Here is a 15,107-nt window from a genome sequence, read left to right as displayed (position 1 = left end):
GACCACGGGGGGGAGCATGGAGCCGCTGAGCTGGGATGACCCGCGGCGGATCGGGCCGTATCACCTCGTCGCGCGGTTGGATCCGGGTGCGGGGGATGTCGCGCTGGTGGTGCGGTGTTTCATCGGTCGCAGTGGCGGTGGTGATCGTACGGTCGTCGTCAGTGCGCCGCCGATGGGGTCGGTGGACGACGTCGGGTATCGGGAGCGGTTCCGGGCGGAGGCGGAGAACGCGCGGTTGCTGGCCAGTGCCTTGCACTGCCGGTGGATCGTGCCCGTCACGGAAGTCGCGGGCGACGGTTCGGGCGGTGACGGTACGCGCCCGGGGGACCGTGCGGAGCTGCCGTGGAGCGCGTCGCCCTATCTCCCGATGCTGCCGTTGTCCGCCGCGTTGGAGGCGTATGGAGGGCCGCTGCCGGTGCATATCGTGCGGGCGGTGGGCGCGGCGTTGGCTGAGGCGCTGGTCCAGGTGCACGGGGCGGGGTTCACGCATGCCGGGGTTGCGCCGGGCACGGTGTTTTTGGCGGGTGATGGGCCTCGGCTGGCCGGGTTCGGTGCGGTGCGGGCTGCGGGGCCGGATGGTGTGGCGCGGGCCGGGTTGCCGGGGCTGGACGCCGGTGCTCTGCCACCGGAGCAGGCCGCGGGCGGGAGACCGCGGCCGTTGGGGGATGTTTTCGCGCTGGGCTCGGTGCTGGCGTATGCGTTGACGGGACAATCGCAGCCTGAAGCGGATGCGCTGCCGGAGGAGTTGAGGGACGCGTTGCGCTCGTGCCTTGCTCCGGATCCGGTGGATCGGCCGACGGCGCGGGTGTTGCTGGAGGAGTTGATGCGTGGCGTACGTGGCCCCTTGCCTGCCGCGAGTGCGGCCCGGGCACCTGTGGGTGCGATGCGCACGGTTGTCGACGGCGTCTCCGGTGGTCCGCCCGTGCAGGGCGGCGGCCCGGGGGCGACCGCTCTGGACGCCGGGGTCAGCCGTGCCGCGGGCCTGCTGGGTCCGGGCTGGCTGCCGGTGGGCCTGGTCATCGCGCTGTCCGAGCAGTCCTCGGCGGTGCTGGCCGCGGAGGTCGAAGCGGTGGCGCCGGCCGAAGCGGCGGAGACGGCGACCCCACAGGAGGTGGTGGCCCCCGCCGGGACCGGCCTCACGGCCACGCCCGAGCGCACCACCGCCGACCGGCGCGGCACGACCGGCGTCCCGCATCCGCCGACCCATGTGTCCGGGCGCTCTGACACCGCCGAAGGCACCGGGGCGAAGGACGCCGCCCCTCCCTCCCGACGAGCCCTGCTCATCGGCGCGGCCTGTGGCACGGCAGGCGCCGCCGTGGGAGGGGGCACGATGTGGGCCGGGACAGCCGAGGACGCCCCGCCGCTCTCACCGGCCGAACGCCTGGCAGCCGCCCATTCCTCCCGCCGCCGACTCGAAGGTGCCCCGCCCAGGCCGCTGTGGCGATACGACGTCGAGGGCAGGCCGTCGGCACAGGTTCCGCTCGTCTGCGCGGGCAGGACCGTCGTCCTCATCACTGACAAGGACGTCACGGGCCTCGACGCCCGTACGGGCAAGCGGCTTTGGACCCGGAACGACGTCCGCGCCCGGGGCCCGCTCCAGCCCGTCGGAGACAACCTGGTGCTCGTGCCGGGTGCCGAGCTCGCGGCTGTGGATCCCCGAACAGGAGACATGGAGTGGCTGCCGAAAGAGTTCCGCTCCGGTGGCAGAACTCCGTACGGCGCAGTACTCGCGGCGGAGAGCGGCACTGTCTGGATCACGGTGGAAGGCCGGAAGGAGGGGGTCGACAGCCGTGCGGTGATCGCCTATGACCTCAACAGGCGGGCGGAACTGTGGCGTAGCCCGCTGCCCGGCCGCTTCGACGAGGGATACCTGACGAAGGACGCCCTTGTCGTACGCGGCGAACAGTTCATGGCGTTCGACCGTACCGGTGGGACGCGCCGGTGGAGGCGCTCCTACGAGGACGTGACGGCAGGGACACCGGTCGCCGTCGCGGCTGACAACGCCTTCGTCGCCGCCGTCCGCACCACCCTGCGCGGATACGACATGGCACGCGGCACCCGGCCTGTGTGGACCGTCAAGGCAAAGGGCGAGGCCGAATCCGGGGGCCCGGCCGACTTCGGCTCCCCCGTCGTGCACGGTGACACGGTGTACGCCGCCGACGGCGGCTATGCGGTACACGCGCTGTCCAGGGCCACCGGGGGCGTGCGGTGGCAGCGCACGTATGCCTTCGCTATGGCGGGGGTGTCCGGGACTCGTGCACCCGATACGGCGGTGAACCCTTCAGGAGACACCGTGCTGATGGCGAACGACGTAGAGCTGGACGCCTTTGACGCGGATGACGGCACACTGCGGTGGCGTTTCACCGATGGTGGTGCCGCGGTCGGCAAGGGGACCGTCGTGGCACGGCGCAGGGTGGCTCTCACGGACGACCTGGCGGTCGTCGTCAGCGGTAGGAGCGTTTACGCACTGCCGTTGCGCTGAGTCACGGCCGTCCGGAGGAGTGAATGGAATCCCAGCAGCAGACCGAGCCCACGGCGCTCGGCCCATATCGCTTCCTCGGCATGCCGGGCGCCGAGGAGCACACCGACGACGCTCGTCGCCGCATCGCGCGGGACGACCGCACGGGTGGTGTGGCCTTGCTGATGCTGCCGCACGAAGAGCTCGCAGACGATCTCGGCTACCGGGTTCGTTTCCGGTCGGAGGCCGAGAACTCCCGCCGTATGACGGGCTTCTGGGAGGCCCCGGTCATCGACGTGGGACCGCCCGACGCGAGCCTCCCCTGGGTCGCGTATGCCTGCCTCCCAGCCCTTTCGCTCCCCTCCGCCCTGGCCGCTCACGACGGTCCGCTGTCGGAATCCACGGTGCGAGCCCTGGGCGCGGTCCTCGCGGATTCGCTCGCCCACTGGCATGCGAGCGGCCTCGTACACGCAGGGATATCGCCGGGAGCGACGTTCCTGATGGCCGACGGCCCCCGGCTGACCGGGTACGGACTGGCGCGGGCCGCAGCACTGGCCGGGTCCTGTGGCCCTCGGCCGTACGGCATCGACCCCTTCAGTCTCCCGCCGGAGCAGGCGGCGGGTGAACGGCCGCGGCCGGAGGGAGACGTATACGCGCTGGCCGCGGTGCTCTGCTACGCCGCGACGGGGCGCAGGGATCTCACCGACGAGACTCGCGCGCTGATGCCGGGCGGGCTGGGCGACCTGATCGTCGCCTGCCTGTCCCACGAACCCGGACAGCGGCCCCAGCCGGCTGCTCTGGCGAGGAGTCTCCGCGCGTCATCGGCCCGCGACACCGCGAACAGTCTCCCGAGGACCGTCGTCGCGGCTATCGGTGAGCAGGCCGCGGAGTGTTCCGCGAAGGCCCCCGGGAGTCCGCCCGGCCCCTTTGACGAATCGCCCTCCGAGGAGGCGCGCGCCACCGCACGGCCGCGGCCGTCCCGGCGCGCGGTGCTCATCGGTGCCCTCTCCGGCGCTGGGGGCCTCGCACTCGGAGCGGGTGGGGTGGCCGGATGGCGGGCGGCCGGGGAAGAGTCAGGACCTCGTCGGACGGCCATGCTGCGGGGCACCGCGCCCGCGCCGCTATGGCGCTATGACTTCGGGAGCGAACTGGACCGGGCAGAGCTGCCACGGCGGGGGATGACCGCCCTCGTCGCGACCGCCGAGTCCGTGACCGCGCTGAATCTGCGGAGCGGCAGAAAGATCTGGTCACGAAACGATCTTTACCCCATGGATCCTCTGACACTGCTCGGGAACGGCATGTTCCTTTCCCCGGACACCACCGCCTTCTCCGGCGTCTCGCTGGCCACCGGAAGGATCAGGTGGGTGGAGAGGCGGTACAGCGGCGTCGAAAAGCCCATGATTTACCAGACCCTCGGGGCGGACGGGGACACCGTGTGGTTCAAGATCAAGAAGTACACGGATGGGGATTTGTCGGGCAGTGACCACGCGCTCGTCCGCTATGACTGCGGAAAGCGGAAGGAAGTATGGCGCACCCCGCTTCCCGCACCGTATCGGGCAGAGGGTTCGGATCAACCGGATGGTCCGCCCTCCGCGTTTCTGCTCAACACCATGCTGCTGTTGCCGGCCTATGACGACGAGGGCGAGGAGACCGGGTCGTTCATGGCCCTCGACCGCCGTACTGGCCGGAAACAGTGGAGTCGGACGTATCGGGGTGCGAAGAGCGATTCCGACGAGGCACGTCTGGTGGTCCCCGGAAACCTTCTGATCTTCTGCGGAGACGACGGGATAAGGGCGCACGACATCCACAGTGGTAAGGAGCGGTGGCGGATCGGGACCGAAGGAAGCTCGCCCGGCAGCCCGGTGGCCCACGGGCGATCGGTCTACGTTACGGATCGCAACGCCGTCACGCATGCCGTCGATGTGCGCAGTGGCCGTCTGCGCTGGCGGCGCCGGAGCTCCATTCCCACCGGGTCCACCTGGCTGACGAGTCAGACTGCGGTGAGTCATTCGGGAGACACGGTGTTCCAGGTGACCGACTCGGAAATCGAGGCCCTCGATGCGGCGGACGGTTCGCTGCGGTGGCGCTTCGCGCCGACTGGAAAGGGGCAAACGGCCGCCGTTCCCGGCCTTGTCGTGGGCTCCACGCCAGGACGCGTCTTCATTCTGAACGGACAGAACCTCTACGCACTGCCAGTGGACTGATACCGATACCGATGGTTGCTCCTCTCACCCACGACGACCCGCGAACCCTTGGGTCGTACACCCTCATCGTGCGCCTCGGCAGCGGCGGAATGGGCACTGTCTACCTCGCCCGCTCTTCCACGGGACGCATGGTCGCTTTGAAGACCGTGCACGCCCACTTTGCCGAGCAGGCCGAATTCCGCACGAGGTTCCGGCTGGAGACCGATGCCGCCCGCGTCATCGGCGGACGGTACGGCGCGCAGGTCGTCGATGCCGATCCGCTTGCTCCAACGCCCTGGCTCGCCACTGAATATGTCCTCGGTCCGCCGCTCGACGAGGCGGTCGCGCTTGCCGGGGCGCTGCCGGAGCCGACCGTGCGCGTCCTGGGCGCGGTGCTGTGTGACGCGCTCGCCCAACTGCACCGCTCGGACGTTGTGCACCGGGACCTCAAGCCGTCCAACATCCTGCTGACCGCCCTCGGTCCCAAGGTGATCGACTTCGGCATTGCCCGGGCGGCGGGCGACGACCGGCTGACCCGTACGGGCGCGGCGGCCGGAACGCCCGCCTATATGTCGCCGGAGCAGGCGGTGGGTGGCGAACACACACCGGCGGGCGATGTCTTCGCCCTCGCCGGGGTGCTGGTCTTCGCGGCGACCGGCCGCCCGCCCTTCGGCAGCGGACAACCCGCGGACCTGCTCTACCGGGTGCGGTACGCGGAGCCGGAACTCTCCGAAGTACCGGAGGGGGTGCGCGCGACGTTGGCGGAGTGCCTCGCCAAGGACCCCGGCCAACGGCCGAGTGCGGCGCAGCTGGCTGAGCGGCTGGGCAGCACCGGCACCAGGCAGTTCGCGGCCCATCTGCCGCCCCTCGTCCTGGCGGAGGTCGCGCGGCTCGGGGCCGCCGTATGGGAGATCCAGCCAGCCAGACTTCCCGCGCCCGAGACGGAGCCCAGCACGGAAACGGCTCGGACGAGGGAGCTCGGTGCCCGGCTCTCCCGGCGCAAGCTGATCGCCGCCGTGGGTGGTGGCGGTGCGCTCGCGGCAGGTGCGGCGGCCGGCACCTGGGCCTTGGTCCGGTCGGACAGCACGCCCGGTGAAAAGTCAGCTGCAAAGGCCCGTTCCACCCGACGCCCGGCCGGTGCGGCGCCGCTGTTGGGATGGAAGGTACGGGTGCCCTCGGCATTCAGCGAGCTCAAGACGCTCATCGTGGGCGATCATGTCGTCATCGTGCACGACGACGGACTCCTCTGTGTGGATGCCAAGACGGGCGAAAAGCGTGGGGAGACCGACCGGACGCTTCCCGTCGTCGTCGACGGCGACCGGCTGCTCACCTATCAATCGGACAGCGCGGACGATGCCTCCGGCATCCTCCCTGTCAACCTCGAAACGGGAAACCTCGAGTCGCCGATCGTGGGTACCGACGATTTGGGCATGCAGGTCAAGCTCCTCACCGTGGCGGACGGCACGCTGTTCACAGAGGCTTATACGGGAAGTGGCGACGAGCGCTCCGCCGTAAGTCTGCACACGGGCAAGCGGCTCTGGCACCGTGCCATCGCCCCGAACACCAGTGACCCGGTTGCCGCGGCTTCCACCGGTTCCTCGCTCCTGCGCTTCTCCGGTGACCGGGCCGCTTCGATCGATCCGCGCAAGGGGACCCCGCGCTGGTCGAAGAAGATCCCGCGCGGATCGGACGCTGTGACGTCCCTGGACACCTGCTTCGCAGCCGCGGGGAATCGAGTGTTCACCGGTGGACGGGAACTCTTGGCGCTGCACGCCTCCGACGGAGAGATCGCCTGGCGATTCGGCAAGGGGCGGAAGTTCGGCGACACCTACGATCCGGCGAAGGAGCACTACGGACCACCAGTCGTCAAAGATGGCGTGGTCTTCTGTACGGAGCGCGGGAACGGCCTCCTCGCCCTGGACGCTGAGCGCGGCGACCTCCTGTGGGAGGAGAAGAAGGAAGCCGGGAGGCAAATGACGACCTCCGAAGCCTATGAATCCACGCCGCTCGTCGGCGAGAAATACATCTACTGCGCGCCCGAGGACAACCAGTGGGCCAGAGCTGTCGACTTGCGGACCCATCGCACCGCGTGGACATTCCAGGGCCCCTCCGGCGACAAGGACACCTTTTCCCCTTCCGTCATGGCGGCGCACCACCGCGCGGGCATGGTCATCATCACCAACGGGAAAACCGTGTGTGCCATCCCGCTCGAATGACCTTTTCTCTCCCCCGCCCCTCGGCTTCCGTCCCCCAATCGCCAGGAGACCCGGCCCCATGAACCCCCTTGGCACTGGTGATCCCCGTCGCCTCGGTCCGTATCGCCTTACGGGTACTGGGGTCGGCGGGGTGGCGCGTGTGCTGGCGCCGCAGGCCGAGGGCGGGCGGCCGTGGATCGCTACGGAGTTCCTGGTGGGGCCACGCTCGATCAGGTGGTCGAGCGGTGCGGGGCGCCGGGCGACAGGGCTGGGTGCGGCGCTGGTGAGGACGCTGCGGGAGATCCACGGGCCGGACTTGTGCACCGTGACCTCAAGCCGTCGAACATCGTGCTGACCTCGCGCGGCCCCAGGATCATCGACTTCGGTATCGCCCGCCCCGAATACGGCCTCACCTTCACGACCACCGCGGTCGCTCGCCACTCCGGCTATGCCGCGCCCGACCAGGTCCTGGGGTGGCGGACCGGGCCTGTATAAGGGCGGGCAGTGGCCGCCATGCCCGGTGACGAGCTGTCCCGCTCTGCCCGGCGCAGGCTGCTCGCCATCCTCGCGGCGGGGGGCGTGATGGCCGCTGAGCGGCGGCGAGGATACGGCGGGCGGTGCGCGGCCCTGGGATGCGAAGCCGCTGGCGCACTACGAGGAGGGCACCGCGCCGCCGCCCTGTGGGGCCCCGTCGACATCGGCTCCCTGAAATCCGGAGGCACGGCGGTATCGAGTCCGCTTCCGGTCCACGACCTGGGCGGCATCTGGCTCACCGAGCGGTCAGTTCCCCTGGTTTCAGCTTCCCTGCACGGAGCGAGATCCGGTACACGTCACCCTGGGCCTCCGCAGGGAAGCCGCGGGACGTGCCGAGGGGGCGTACGCCCGCCGGTGTGCGCCCCCTGCGCGCATCGCGCGAACCGCGCTCAGCGCACGTCGAATTCCCCGTCCCGCGCGCCGAGCACAAAGGCGCGCCACTCGGCTTCCGTGTAGCGCAGCACTGTCTCGGGGTCGGCCGAGTTGCGCATGGCCACGGCCCCGTTCGGCAGATAGGCGATCTCCACTCGTTCCTCGGTGGTGCTGCCCGGCGCGCTGAGCCACTCGACACCGGAAATGTCGAGGGCGTACAGCTCGGCCTTCTCTTTGGCGTCAGCCATCGGTGGAGAATCCCTTCGCAATACCGCGGGAACGACCCGCACGGCTCTTGACGGACAGTCTCATCCACCACTGCGCAAAGCGGCAATCGAACACCGCCAGTCCATGCCGAAAGGAGGTGGCCCTGAGCCGCCGGGTAGGGTGACTGCCGCGCGCATGACACGAGCAGGAAGCAGTACAACGAGGGGGCCTTGCACGTGAGTACGTTCGCTGCGACCTGTTTCGGTATGAGCACAGGCATGGGCGCAGGCGCGGACAGCGGAGCCTGAGCGGTGGCTGACGTGGTGCACACCCCCGTCGGCGGTGGGAGGCGCTCGTGGAGCCGCTGAGCCGGGACGACCCGCGGCGGATCGGGCCGTATCACCTCGTCGCGCGGTTGGATCCGGGTGCGAGGGACGTCGCGGTGGTGGCGCGGTGCTTCATCGCCCGCAGCGGCCGCGGCGATCGTACGGTCGTCGTCAGTGCGCCGCCGGTGGCGTCGGCGGACGACGCCGGGTACCGGGAGCGGTTCCGGGCAGAGGCGGAGAACGCGCGGCTGCTGGCCGGTGCCTCGCGATGCCGGGGGATCGTGCCTGTCGTGGAGGTCTCGGGCGACGGTACGGAGCCACCGTGGAGCGTGTCTCCGTACCTGCCGATGCTGCCGCTGTCCGCCGCGCTGGAGGTGTACGGCGGGCCGCTGCCGGTGCGCACCGTAAGGGCGGTCGGCGCGGCGCTGGCTGAGGCGCTGGATCAGGTGCACGAGGCGGGTTTCACGCATGCCGGGGTCGCGCCGGGCACGGTGTTCCTGGCGGACGACGGTCCCCGGCTGGCCGGGTTCGGCGCGGTACGGGCCGCCGGGCCGGACGGCGCGGCGCGAGCCGGGCTGCCGGGGCTGGACGCCGACGCCCTGCCCCCGGAGCAGCTCGCGGGCGGTCGGCCGCGCCCCCTGGGGGACGTCTTCGCGCTGGGCTCGGTGCTGGCGTACGCCGCGACGGGGCGGCCGCGGCCCGAAGCGGACGCGCTGCCGGAGGAGTTGAGGGACACGCTGCGCTCGTGCCTCGCCCCGGACCCGGCGGACCGGCCGACGGCGAGGGCGCTGCTGGACGAGCTGATGCGCGGCGTACGCGTCCCGCTGCCCGCCCCGAGCGCGGCTCGGGCACCCGCGGGGGCGCTGCCCGCGGTCGTCGACGGCGCCTTCGGCGGTCCGTCCGCGACGCACGGCTGCGGGCCGGGGGCGACCGCTCTGGACGCTGGGATCAGCCGGGCCGCGGGCCTGCTCGGACCGGGCTGGCTGCCCGGGCGGTTGGTCGTCGCGCTGTCCGAGCAGTCCTCGACGGTGCTGGCGGCCGAGATCGAGCCGGACCCGCAGTCGGTGCCCGAGGCCGGGACGGCGGCGGGTGCGCTGCCGACCGAGGCTACGGAGGCGTCCGGCGGGACCACCGAGGGGACGCCCGCGTCCCCGAAGGTCCTCAGCCCCTCCCGGCGCTCCCTGCTCGTGGGCGTTGCCGGAGGCGCGGCGGGTCTCGCCGCGGGCGGCGGTCTCACCTGGGCGGTGACGGAGCCGGACCCGCCCGCCCCGCCGACCCCGGCCCAGCGCCTCGCCGCCGCCCGCCGCTCTCGGCGGCGTGTGGAGGGCGCGCCGCCCGCGCCCGCGTGGCGCTACGGCATCGAGGGCGCGGCTCCGGTGTACGCCCCGTTCATCTGGCGTGACGCGGTCGCGGTCCTCACCGGGGAGCGATCCGTCGCGGGAATCGATCTGCGGACCGGCAAGCGGCTCTGGACGCAGGACGGACTCCGCCCGAAGGGACAGCCCTGGGCGGGTGGCGAGGACGCGCTGTTCGTGCCGGGGGACGGGATCGCGGCGCTGGAGCCGCGGACCGGGCGTATCCGGTGGCGGTCGAAGGACTTCCGGTCGGGCGCGCCGACGTCCTTCGAGGGGCTGCTCGCGGTCGATGGGACCACGGTGTGGTTCACGGCCGAGACGCGGGAGGGGAGCGGCCGTGTCGTGGTCGCCTATGACGTCGGTCGACGCGATGAGGTGTGGCGCGGTGCGCTGCCGGCCGGTTTCACCGAGGGGCATCTCCTCAAGGACGCGCTCGTGGTGTTGAGCCATGGTGGCCAGAGGGCGAAGACCAAGGAGGCCATGGCCTTCAGTCGGAGTGTCGGAAAAAAGCTGTGGCAGCGGGTTTATCCGGATGTGAGCGCAGAAGGGATGGTCACGACCGACGCCGAGCGCACACTGATCGCCGCGGTCGGCAGCACCCTGCGGGGGTTCGACGCGGTCCGGGGCGGCAAGGGGCTGTGGTCCGTCGCGGCCCTCGGGAAGGACGGCGAGGGCCATCGCACCGACTTCGGGCTGCCCCTCCTGCACGGGAAGACCGTGTACGCCGCGGACGGTGGTTATGCCCTCCACGCGATCGAGGCGGCGACCGGCCGGATCCGCTGGCAGCGCACGTACGGATTCGTGATGAAGGCACTGTCCGCGCCGCGCACCCCCGACACGGTGGTCAGCCCGGCGGGACACCGGATGCTGATCGCCGGGGACACGGAAGTGGACGCGTTCGACGCCGAGGATGGCGCGTTGCTGTGGCGTTTCGCCGACGCGGGCGGCGCCGCGGGCAAGGGGCCGACCCGCCGCAAGGTGGCGGCGACGGACGACCGGGTCGTCGTGATCGGCCACAAGAGCGTGTACGCGCTGCCGCTGGACTAGGGAAGGAACCATGGAACCGCCGTACGTGCACGGCCGGGTCGGTGCGACCGACGACGGTACGGAGCGGATCGGCCCGTACCGTGTCCTCACCCCGTGGGACGGGGACACCGCGGGCGGAGCCGCGCGCTCCGACGGACACGGCGCGGCCCAGGATGCGCGCCGCTGCCTCGCGCGCGACGACCGTAGGGGCCGCACCGTGGTCCTGACGCTGCCGCACCCGGCGCTGGTCGACGACCCGGCCTATCGGGTGCGATTCCGGGCGGAGGCCGAGAACTCCCGGCGGGTGACCGGCCGTTGGACAGCGCCTGTCGAGGCGATTGCGCCGGCCGACGCACCGCTCCCCTGGGTCGCCCACGGCTGCTTCCCCGCGCTCACCCTCCCCTCCGCCCTAGCCGTGCACGGCGGCCCGCTTCCGGAGCCCGTGGTCCGTGCGCTGGGCGTGGCCCTCGCCGAGACGCTGGTGGGCGCGCATGCCAACGGCCTGGTGTTCGCTGGGGTTTCGCCGGGGGCGGTGCTGCTCACCGCCGATGGCCCGCGGCTGACCGGCTACGGGCTGGTCCGGGCCGCGGCGCTGGACCGGACCGAGCGTGCGGGACTGCTCGGCGTGGACTCCGCCGCCCTGCCGCCGGAGCAGCGGGCGGGCGAACGGCCGCACCCGCACGGCGACGTGTACGCGTTCGGCGCGGTGCTGGCCTACGCCGCGACGGGCCGGATACCGGGCGGGACAGCGGCGTCGCCGGGCGATACCGGAGCGCTTCCGGAAGCCTTCCGGGGAGTGATCACCGCCTGTCTGTCCGTGGACCCCGCGCACCGGCCCCAGCCCGCCGCCCTGTTCCAGGCGCTCCGTACGTCCACGGGCTCGGGCGGCGGCGGTCTGCCGGAGCCCATCGCGACAGCCCTCGCCGAACAGGTCGCACGCCATCCGGTGGAGGTGGCGCCGGACGCGACGGAGCCCACGGGCCGCGACGAGGGCAGCGGACCGTCCCGGCGTTCACTGACCCTCGGTGGCCTGGCCGGTGTGGCGGGGCTCGTCCTGGGGTCGGGAGGGGTGGCCGCGTGGCGCGCGACGGCGGACGACGGACCCACCCGTCCGGCTCCACTGTCCGTACGCGGGGCCGCTCCCGCCCCGCTGTGGCGGCGCGACATCGACTTCGTCCTCGAAGGTCCGCCCGTGCTCGCGGGCGGGGAAGTCGCCTTGATGGCCGGAACGAGCGCCGTGACGGCGGTGCGACTGCGCGACGGCAAGAAGCTCTGGACCCGCGAGAACATGTGGGCCTCGCAGACGCTCATGCCTCTCGCCGGGGGACTCTTCCTCAGCTCCCGCGCGGGCATGGCCGAAAGCGAGTTCGCGGCCGTCTCGGTGCGCACCGGAAAGGTCACGTGGACCGAGCGGAGGTACGACGGTGGCAAACTCCCCGCGTTTCTGGGCCCCTTGGCGAACCGCGGCAACACGCTCTGGTTCATGGCCGGGACCTCCGGCGGGGGAGACCGCCCGAAGCCGATGGTGATCGCCTATGACCTCGAGAAGCGTGAGGAACTGTGGCGCACTCCGCTGTCTTCCTTTGGCTCGGCCGGCGACGAGCAGGGCCCCGGAGTGCCCAACGGCGGCACGCTCATCGTCGAGAACAACGGCCCGCCGGGCAGCGGCTTTCTCGGCACCGAGGAGAAGACCTGGTCGTACGCGGCGCTCCGGCAGCGGGACGGCAAGACGCTGTGGACGCGCACCTATGACGGTGTGACCGCCGCATACCAAGGGGTCTTCCGGACCGTCGCCCCCGGAGACCTGTTGATCGCCAGTGACAACAGGGCCGTCCGCGCGCACGACCTCACCAGCGGCAGGCGGCGCTGGCGGTTCACGACCAAGGGATACATGTACACCAAGCCCGCCATCCGGGGCCGCACCCTCTGCGTCACCGACGAGGACAGTGTCACGTACGCCGTCGACACACGCACCGGTCGACTGCGGTGGCGGCACGCGGCGGCCGTCGAGGCCATGGGCCAGATGCGCTACAGCGAGACGGTGATCAGCCACGCGGGCCGGACCGTGCTCCAGATGAACGCCTCCGAGATCGACGCGCTCAACGCTGCCGACGGATCGCTGCGCTGGCGCTTCACCCCCGTCGGCAGCGGCCAGGGCGCCGGCGCCTTCAGCGGCTATGTGGACACCGCGCCCGGCCTGGCCCTCGTCGTGAACGGAAGCTCCCTCTACGCACTGCCGGTGGACTGATTCGGACATGGCGCATCCCCTCACCCACGACGACCCCCAGCGGCTCGGCGCGTACACCCTCGTCGCCCGCCTCGGCAGCGGCGGCATGGGCACCGTGTACCTCGGCCGGTCGGCCGGAGGTCGCACGGTCGCGCTCAAGACCATGCACCGGCAGTTCGCCGCGCAGACCGAGTTCCGCACCCGCTTCCGGCTGGAGATCGACGCCGCCCGCGTCGTCGGCGGACGGTACGGCGCGCAGGTCGTCGATGCCGATCCGCTTGCTCCGACGCCCTGGCTCGCCACTGAATATGTCCTCGGTCCGCCGCTCGACGAGGCGGTCGCGCTTGCCGGGGCGCTGCCGGAGCCGACCGTGCGCGTCCTGGGCGCGGTGCTGTGTGACGCGCTCGCCCAACTGCACCGCTCGGACGTTGTGCACCGGGACCTCAAGCCGTCCAACATCCTGCTGACCGCCCTCGGTCCCAAGGTGATCGACTTCGGCATTGCCCGGGCGGCGGGCGACGACCGGCTGACCCGTACGGGCGCGGCGGCCGGAACGCCCGCCTATATGTCGCCGGAGCAGGCGGTGGGTGGCGAACACACACCGGCGGGCGATGTCTTCGCCCTCGCCGGGGTGCTGGTCTTCGCGGCGACCGGCCGCCCGCCCTTCGGCAGCGGACAACCCGCGGACCTGCTCTACCGGGTGCGGTACGCGGAGCCGGACCTGACCGGCGTGCCGGACGGGCTGCGCCCCGCACTGGAGCGATGCCTTGCCAAGGACCCGGCGCGGCGCCCGGGCACGGCGGAACTCGGCACCCTCTTCCACGACGGGGCGGCTGACGGCATCGGCGACATCGTGGACCACCTTCCGGACGCGGTGCTCGCCGACATCGCGCAGCGCAGCGCGGCCGTATGGGAGATCCAGCCCGCCCGACTGCCCGTACCGGAGGAGGACTTCACCACCCTGACCTCTCCGTCGCGACGGCCCCGCGTCACCCGCCGCAGGCTGCTCGCCCTCGGCGGGGGCGTGCTCGTCGCGGGCGGCGCGGCGAGCGCCTGGGGCCTGCTCGCCCGCAACGACGACAGCGCGGGCACCCCGGGGACGGGGCCGTCCCCGAAGGCGTCCGGGGGAGCGCCGCGCATGGTGTGGAAGGCCAACGTCGAGGGCGAGGGCATCGGAGACATCGTCCCGTTCCCCGTCGGAGACGACCTGGCGCTGGTCACCGAGGGCCGGCTGCTCCTCGTCGACGCGAGGACCGGCGAGCGGCGTGCGGAGAGCGAGCTGGTGGGTGACCCGAAGACCGTCCTGTCAGACGGTGAGCGGCTGTTCACGCTGGACGACAGGGACCCGCAGCACCTCGTCCCCGTCGACCTCGGCACGGGCAGCTTCCGGGCGCCGCTGGCCCGGATCGACGGCCTCGACGTGCTGGAGACGCGTCTGGTGATCGCGATGGGCCGCTCCCTGGTCCTGGAAGGGAAAACCCGCAAGGGCTGGGTGCGGTTCGCCGTCGACTCCCGGACCGGCAAGGAGGTGTGGCGCCGCCGGATGCCCACGCCGGCCGACACCTTCGACGACCTGACCGCGACCCCCATGGGCTCGTCGTATCTCCGCACACAGGGGGAGTCGGTCTCCCGGATCGACGCCCGCACCGGGGCGACCCGCTGGTCGGCGCGGGTCCCCAAGAAGAACACGGGCGGTCTGAACGGGGGGAGGCGGCATGCCGTTTCCTCGGACCACCTGTTCCTCGGTGCCGAGGAACTGCTCGCGCTGCGGCTCTCCGATGGCGGGACCACGTGGAGCTTCGGCAAGGGCCGCAAGTTCGGCGAGGACTACGACGCGTCGGCCGGCCACTACGGCCCGCCGGTCTTCAAGGACGATGTCGTCTACACGACGGAGCGCGACAACGGCCTCATCGCCCTGGAGGCCCGCAGCGGCCGCCTGCTGTGGGAAGAGGACAAGGCCAACGCGTCGTCGCTCTCCTTCGCGGCCAACTCCACCGTGAGCGGGAGGTACTTCTACGTCTCGCCGGACAACGACGCCCAGTGGATCGCCGCGATCGACTTGCGGACCCACCGCGTGGCCTGGACCTTCCAGAGCCCCCTCGGCGACCGGGGCGGCATATCCCCGACGATCATGACGCTCCCCAAGGCCAAGCGGCTCATCGCCGTGCGCGGTACCAGCGTGTGCGCCCTTCCACTCGACGAGTAGTGGACGAGCAGACGAGCA

General features: G+C 71.7%; 7 protein-coding genes and 1 pseudogene. 7 read left to right on the top strand and 1 reads right to left on the bottom strand.

From position 1 onward, the window contains the following. The first annotated feature begins 883 nt into the window (after nucleotides 1-883). The 4 genes and pseudogenes from ACFZCY_RS26765 to ACFZCY_RS26750 form a co-directional block, all read left to right on the top strand. Nucleotides 884-2,482 (top strand): PQQ-binding-like beta-propeller repeat protein, encoded by a 1,599-nt coding sequence (locus ACFZCY_RS26765; RefSeq protein WP_391178393.1) that lies wholly within the window; start codon nucleotides 884-886, stop codon nucleotides 2,480-2,482. Between the two features lie 23 nt (nucleotides 2,483-2,505). Next, nucleotides 2,506-4,662 carry a PQQ-binding-like beta-propeller repeat protein gene (locus ACFZCY_RS26760; RefSeq protein WP_391178390.1) on the top strand — a complete coding sequence of 719 codons (2,157 nt, stop codon included), beginning with the start codon at nucleotides 2,506-2,508 and terminating at the stop codon, nucleotides 4,660-4,662. A gap of 68 nt (nucleotides 4,663-4,730) precedes the next feature. Continuing rightward, nucleotides 4,731-6,857, top strand: a complete 2,127-nt coding sequence (locus ACFZCY_RS26755) for a PQQ-binding-like beta-propeller repeat protein (RefSeq protein WP_391178387.1) — start codon at nucleotides 4,731-4,733, stop codon at nucleotides 6,855-6,857. A gap of 58 nt (nucleotides 6,858-6,915) precedes the next feature. Continuing rightward, nucleotides 6,916-7,325, top strand: a pseudogene (locus tag ACFZCY_RS26750) (serine/threonine protein kinase); the annotation flags it as partial. Between the two features lie 434 nt (nucleotides 7,326-7,759). On the opposite strand, the gene ACFZCY_RS26745 reads toward ACFZCY_RS26750, so the two are convergent. Continuing rightward, nucleotides 7,760-7,990: a DUF397 domain-containing protein gene (locus tag ACFZCY_RS26745; protein WP_055556888.1), complete on the bottom strand. Its 231-nt coding sequence runs from the start codon at nucleotides 7,988-7,990 to the stop codon at nucleotides 7,760-7,762. A 314-nt stretch (nucleotides 7,991-8,304) separates the two neighbouring features. On the opposite strand from ACFZCY_RS26745, the gene ACFZCY_RS26740 reads away from it, so the two are divergent. From ACFZCY_RS26740 to ACFZCY_RS26730, 3 genes are read left to right on the top strand one after another with little or no spacing between them, the layout of a single operon-like run. Beyond that, the gene (locus ACFZCY_RS26740; protein WP_391178383.1) at nucleotides 8,305-10,677 is read left to right on the top strand and encodes a PQQ-binding-like beta-propeller repeat protein; all 2,373 of its coding nucleotides are present in this window, start codon (nucleotides 8,305-8,307) and stop codon (nucleotides 10,675-10,677) included. A 10-nt stretch (nucleotides 10,678-10,687) separates the two neighbouring features. Next, nucleotides 10,688-12,904: a PQQ-binding-like beta-propeller repeat protein gene (locus ACFZCY_RS26735; protein ID WP_391178379.1), complete on the top strand. Its 2,217-nt coding sequence runs from the start codon at nucleotides 10,688-10,690 to the stop codon at nucleotides 12,902-12,904. A 7-nt stretch (nucleotides 12,905-12,911) separates the two neighbouring features. Beyond that, the gene (locus ACFZCY_RS26730; RefSeq protein ID WP_391178376.1) at nucleotides 12,912-15,089 is read left to right on the top strand and encodes a PQQ-binding-like beta-propeller repeat protein; all 2,178 of its coding nucleotides are present in this window, start codon (nucleotides 12,912-12,914) and stop codon (nucleotides 15,087-15,089) included. The last annotated feature ends 18 nt before the right edge of the window (nucleotides 15,090-15,107 follow it).

Origin of the sequence: Streptomyces sp. NPDC007983 (genome assembly GCF_042958345.1) — a bacterium.
GTDB lineage: Bacteria > Actinomycetota > Actinomycetes > Streptomycetales > Streptomycetaceae > Streptomyces.
This window is presented reverse-complemented; position numbering and strand designations above follow the sequence as displayed.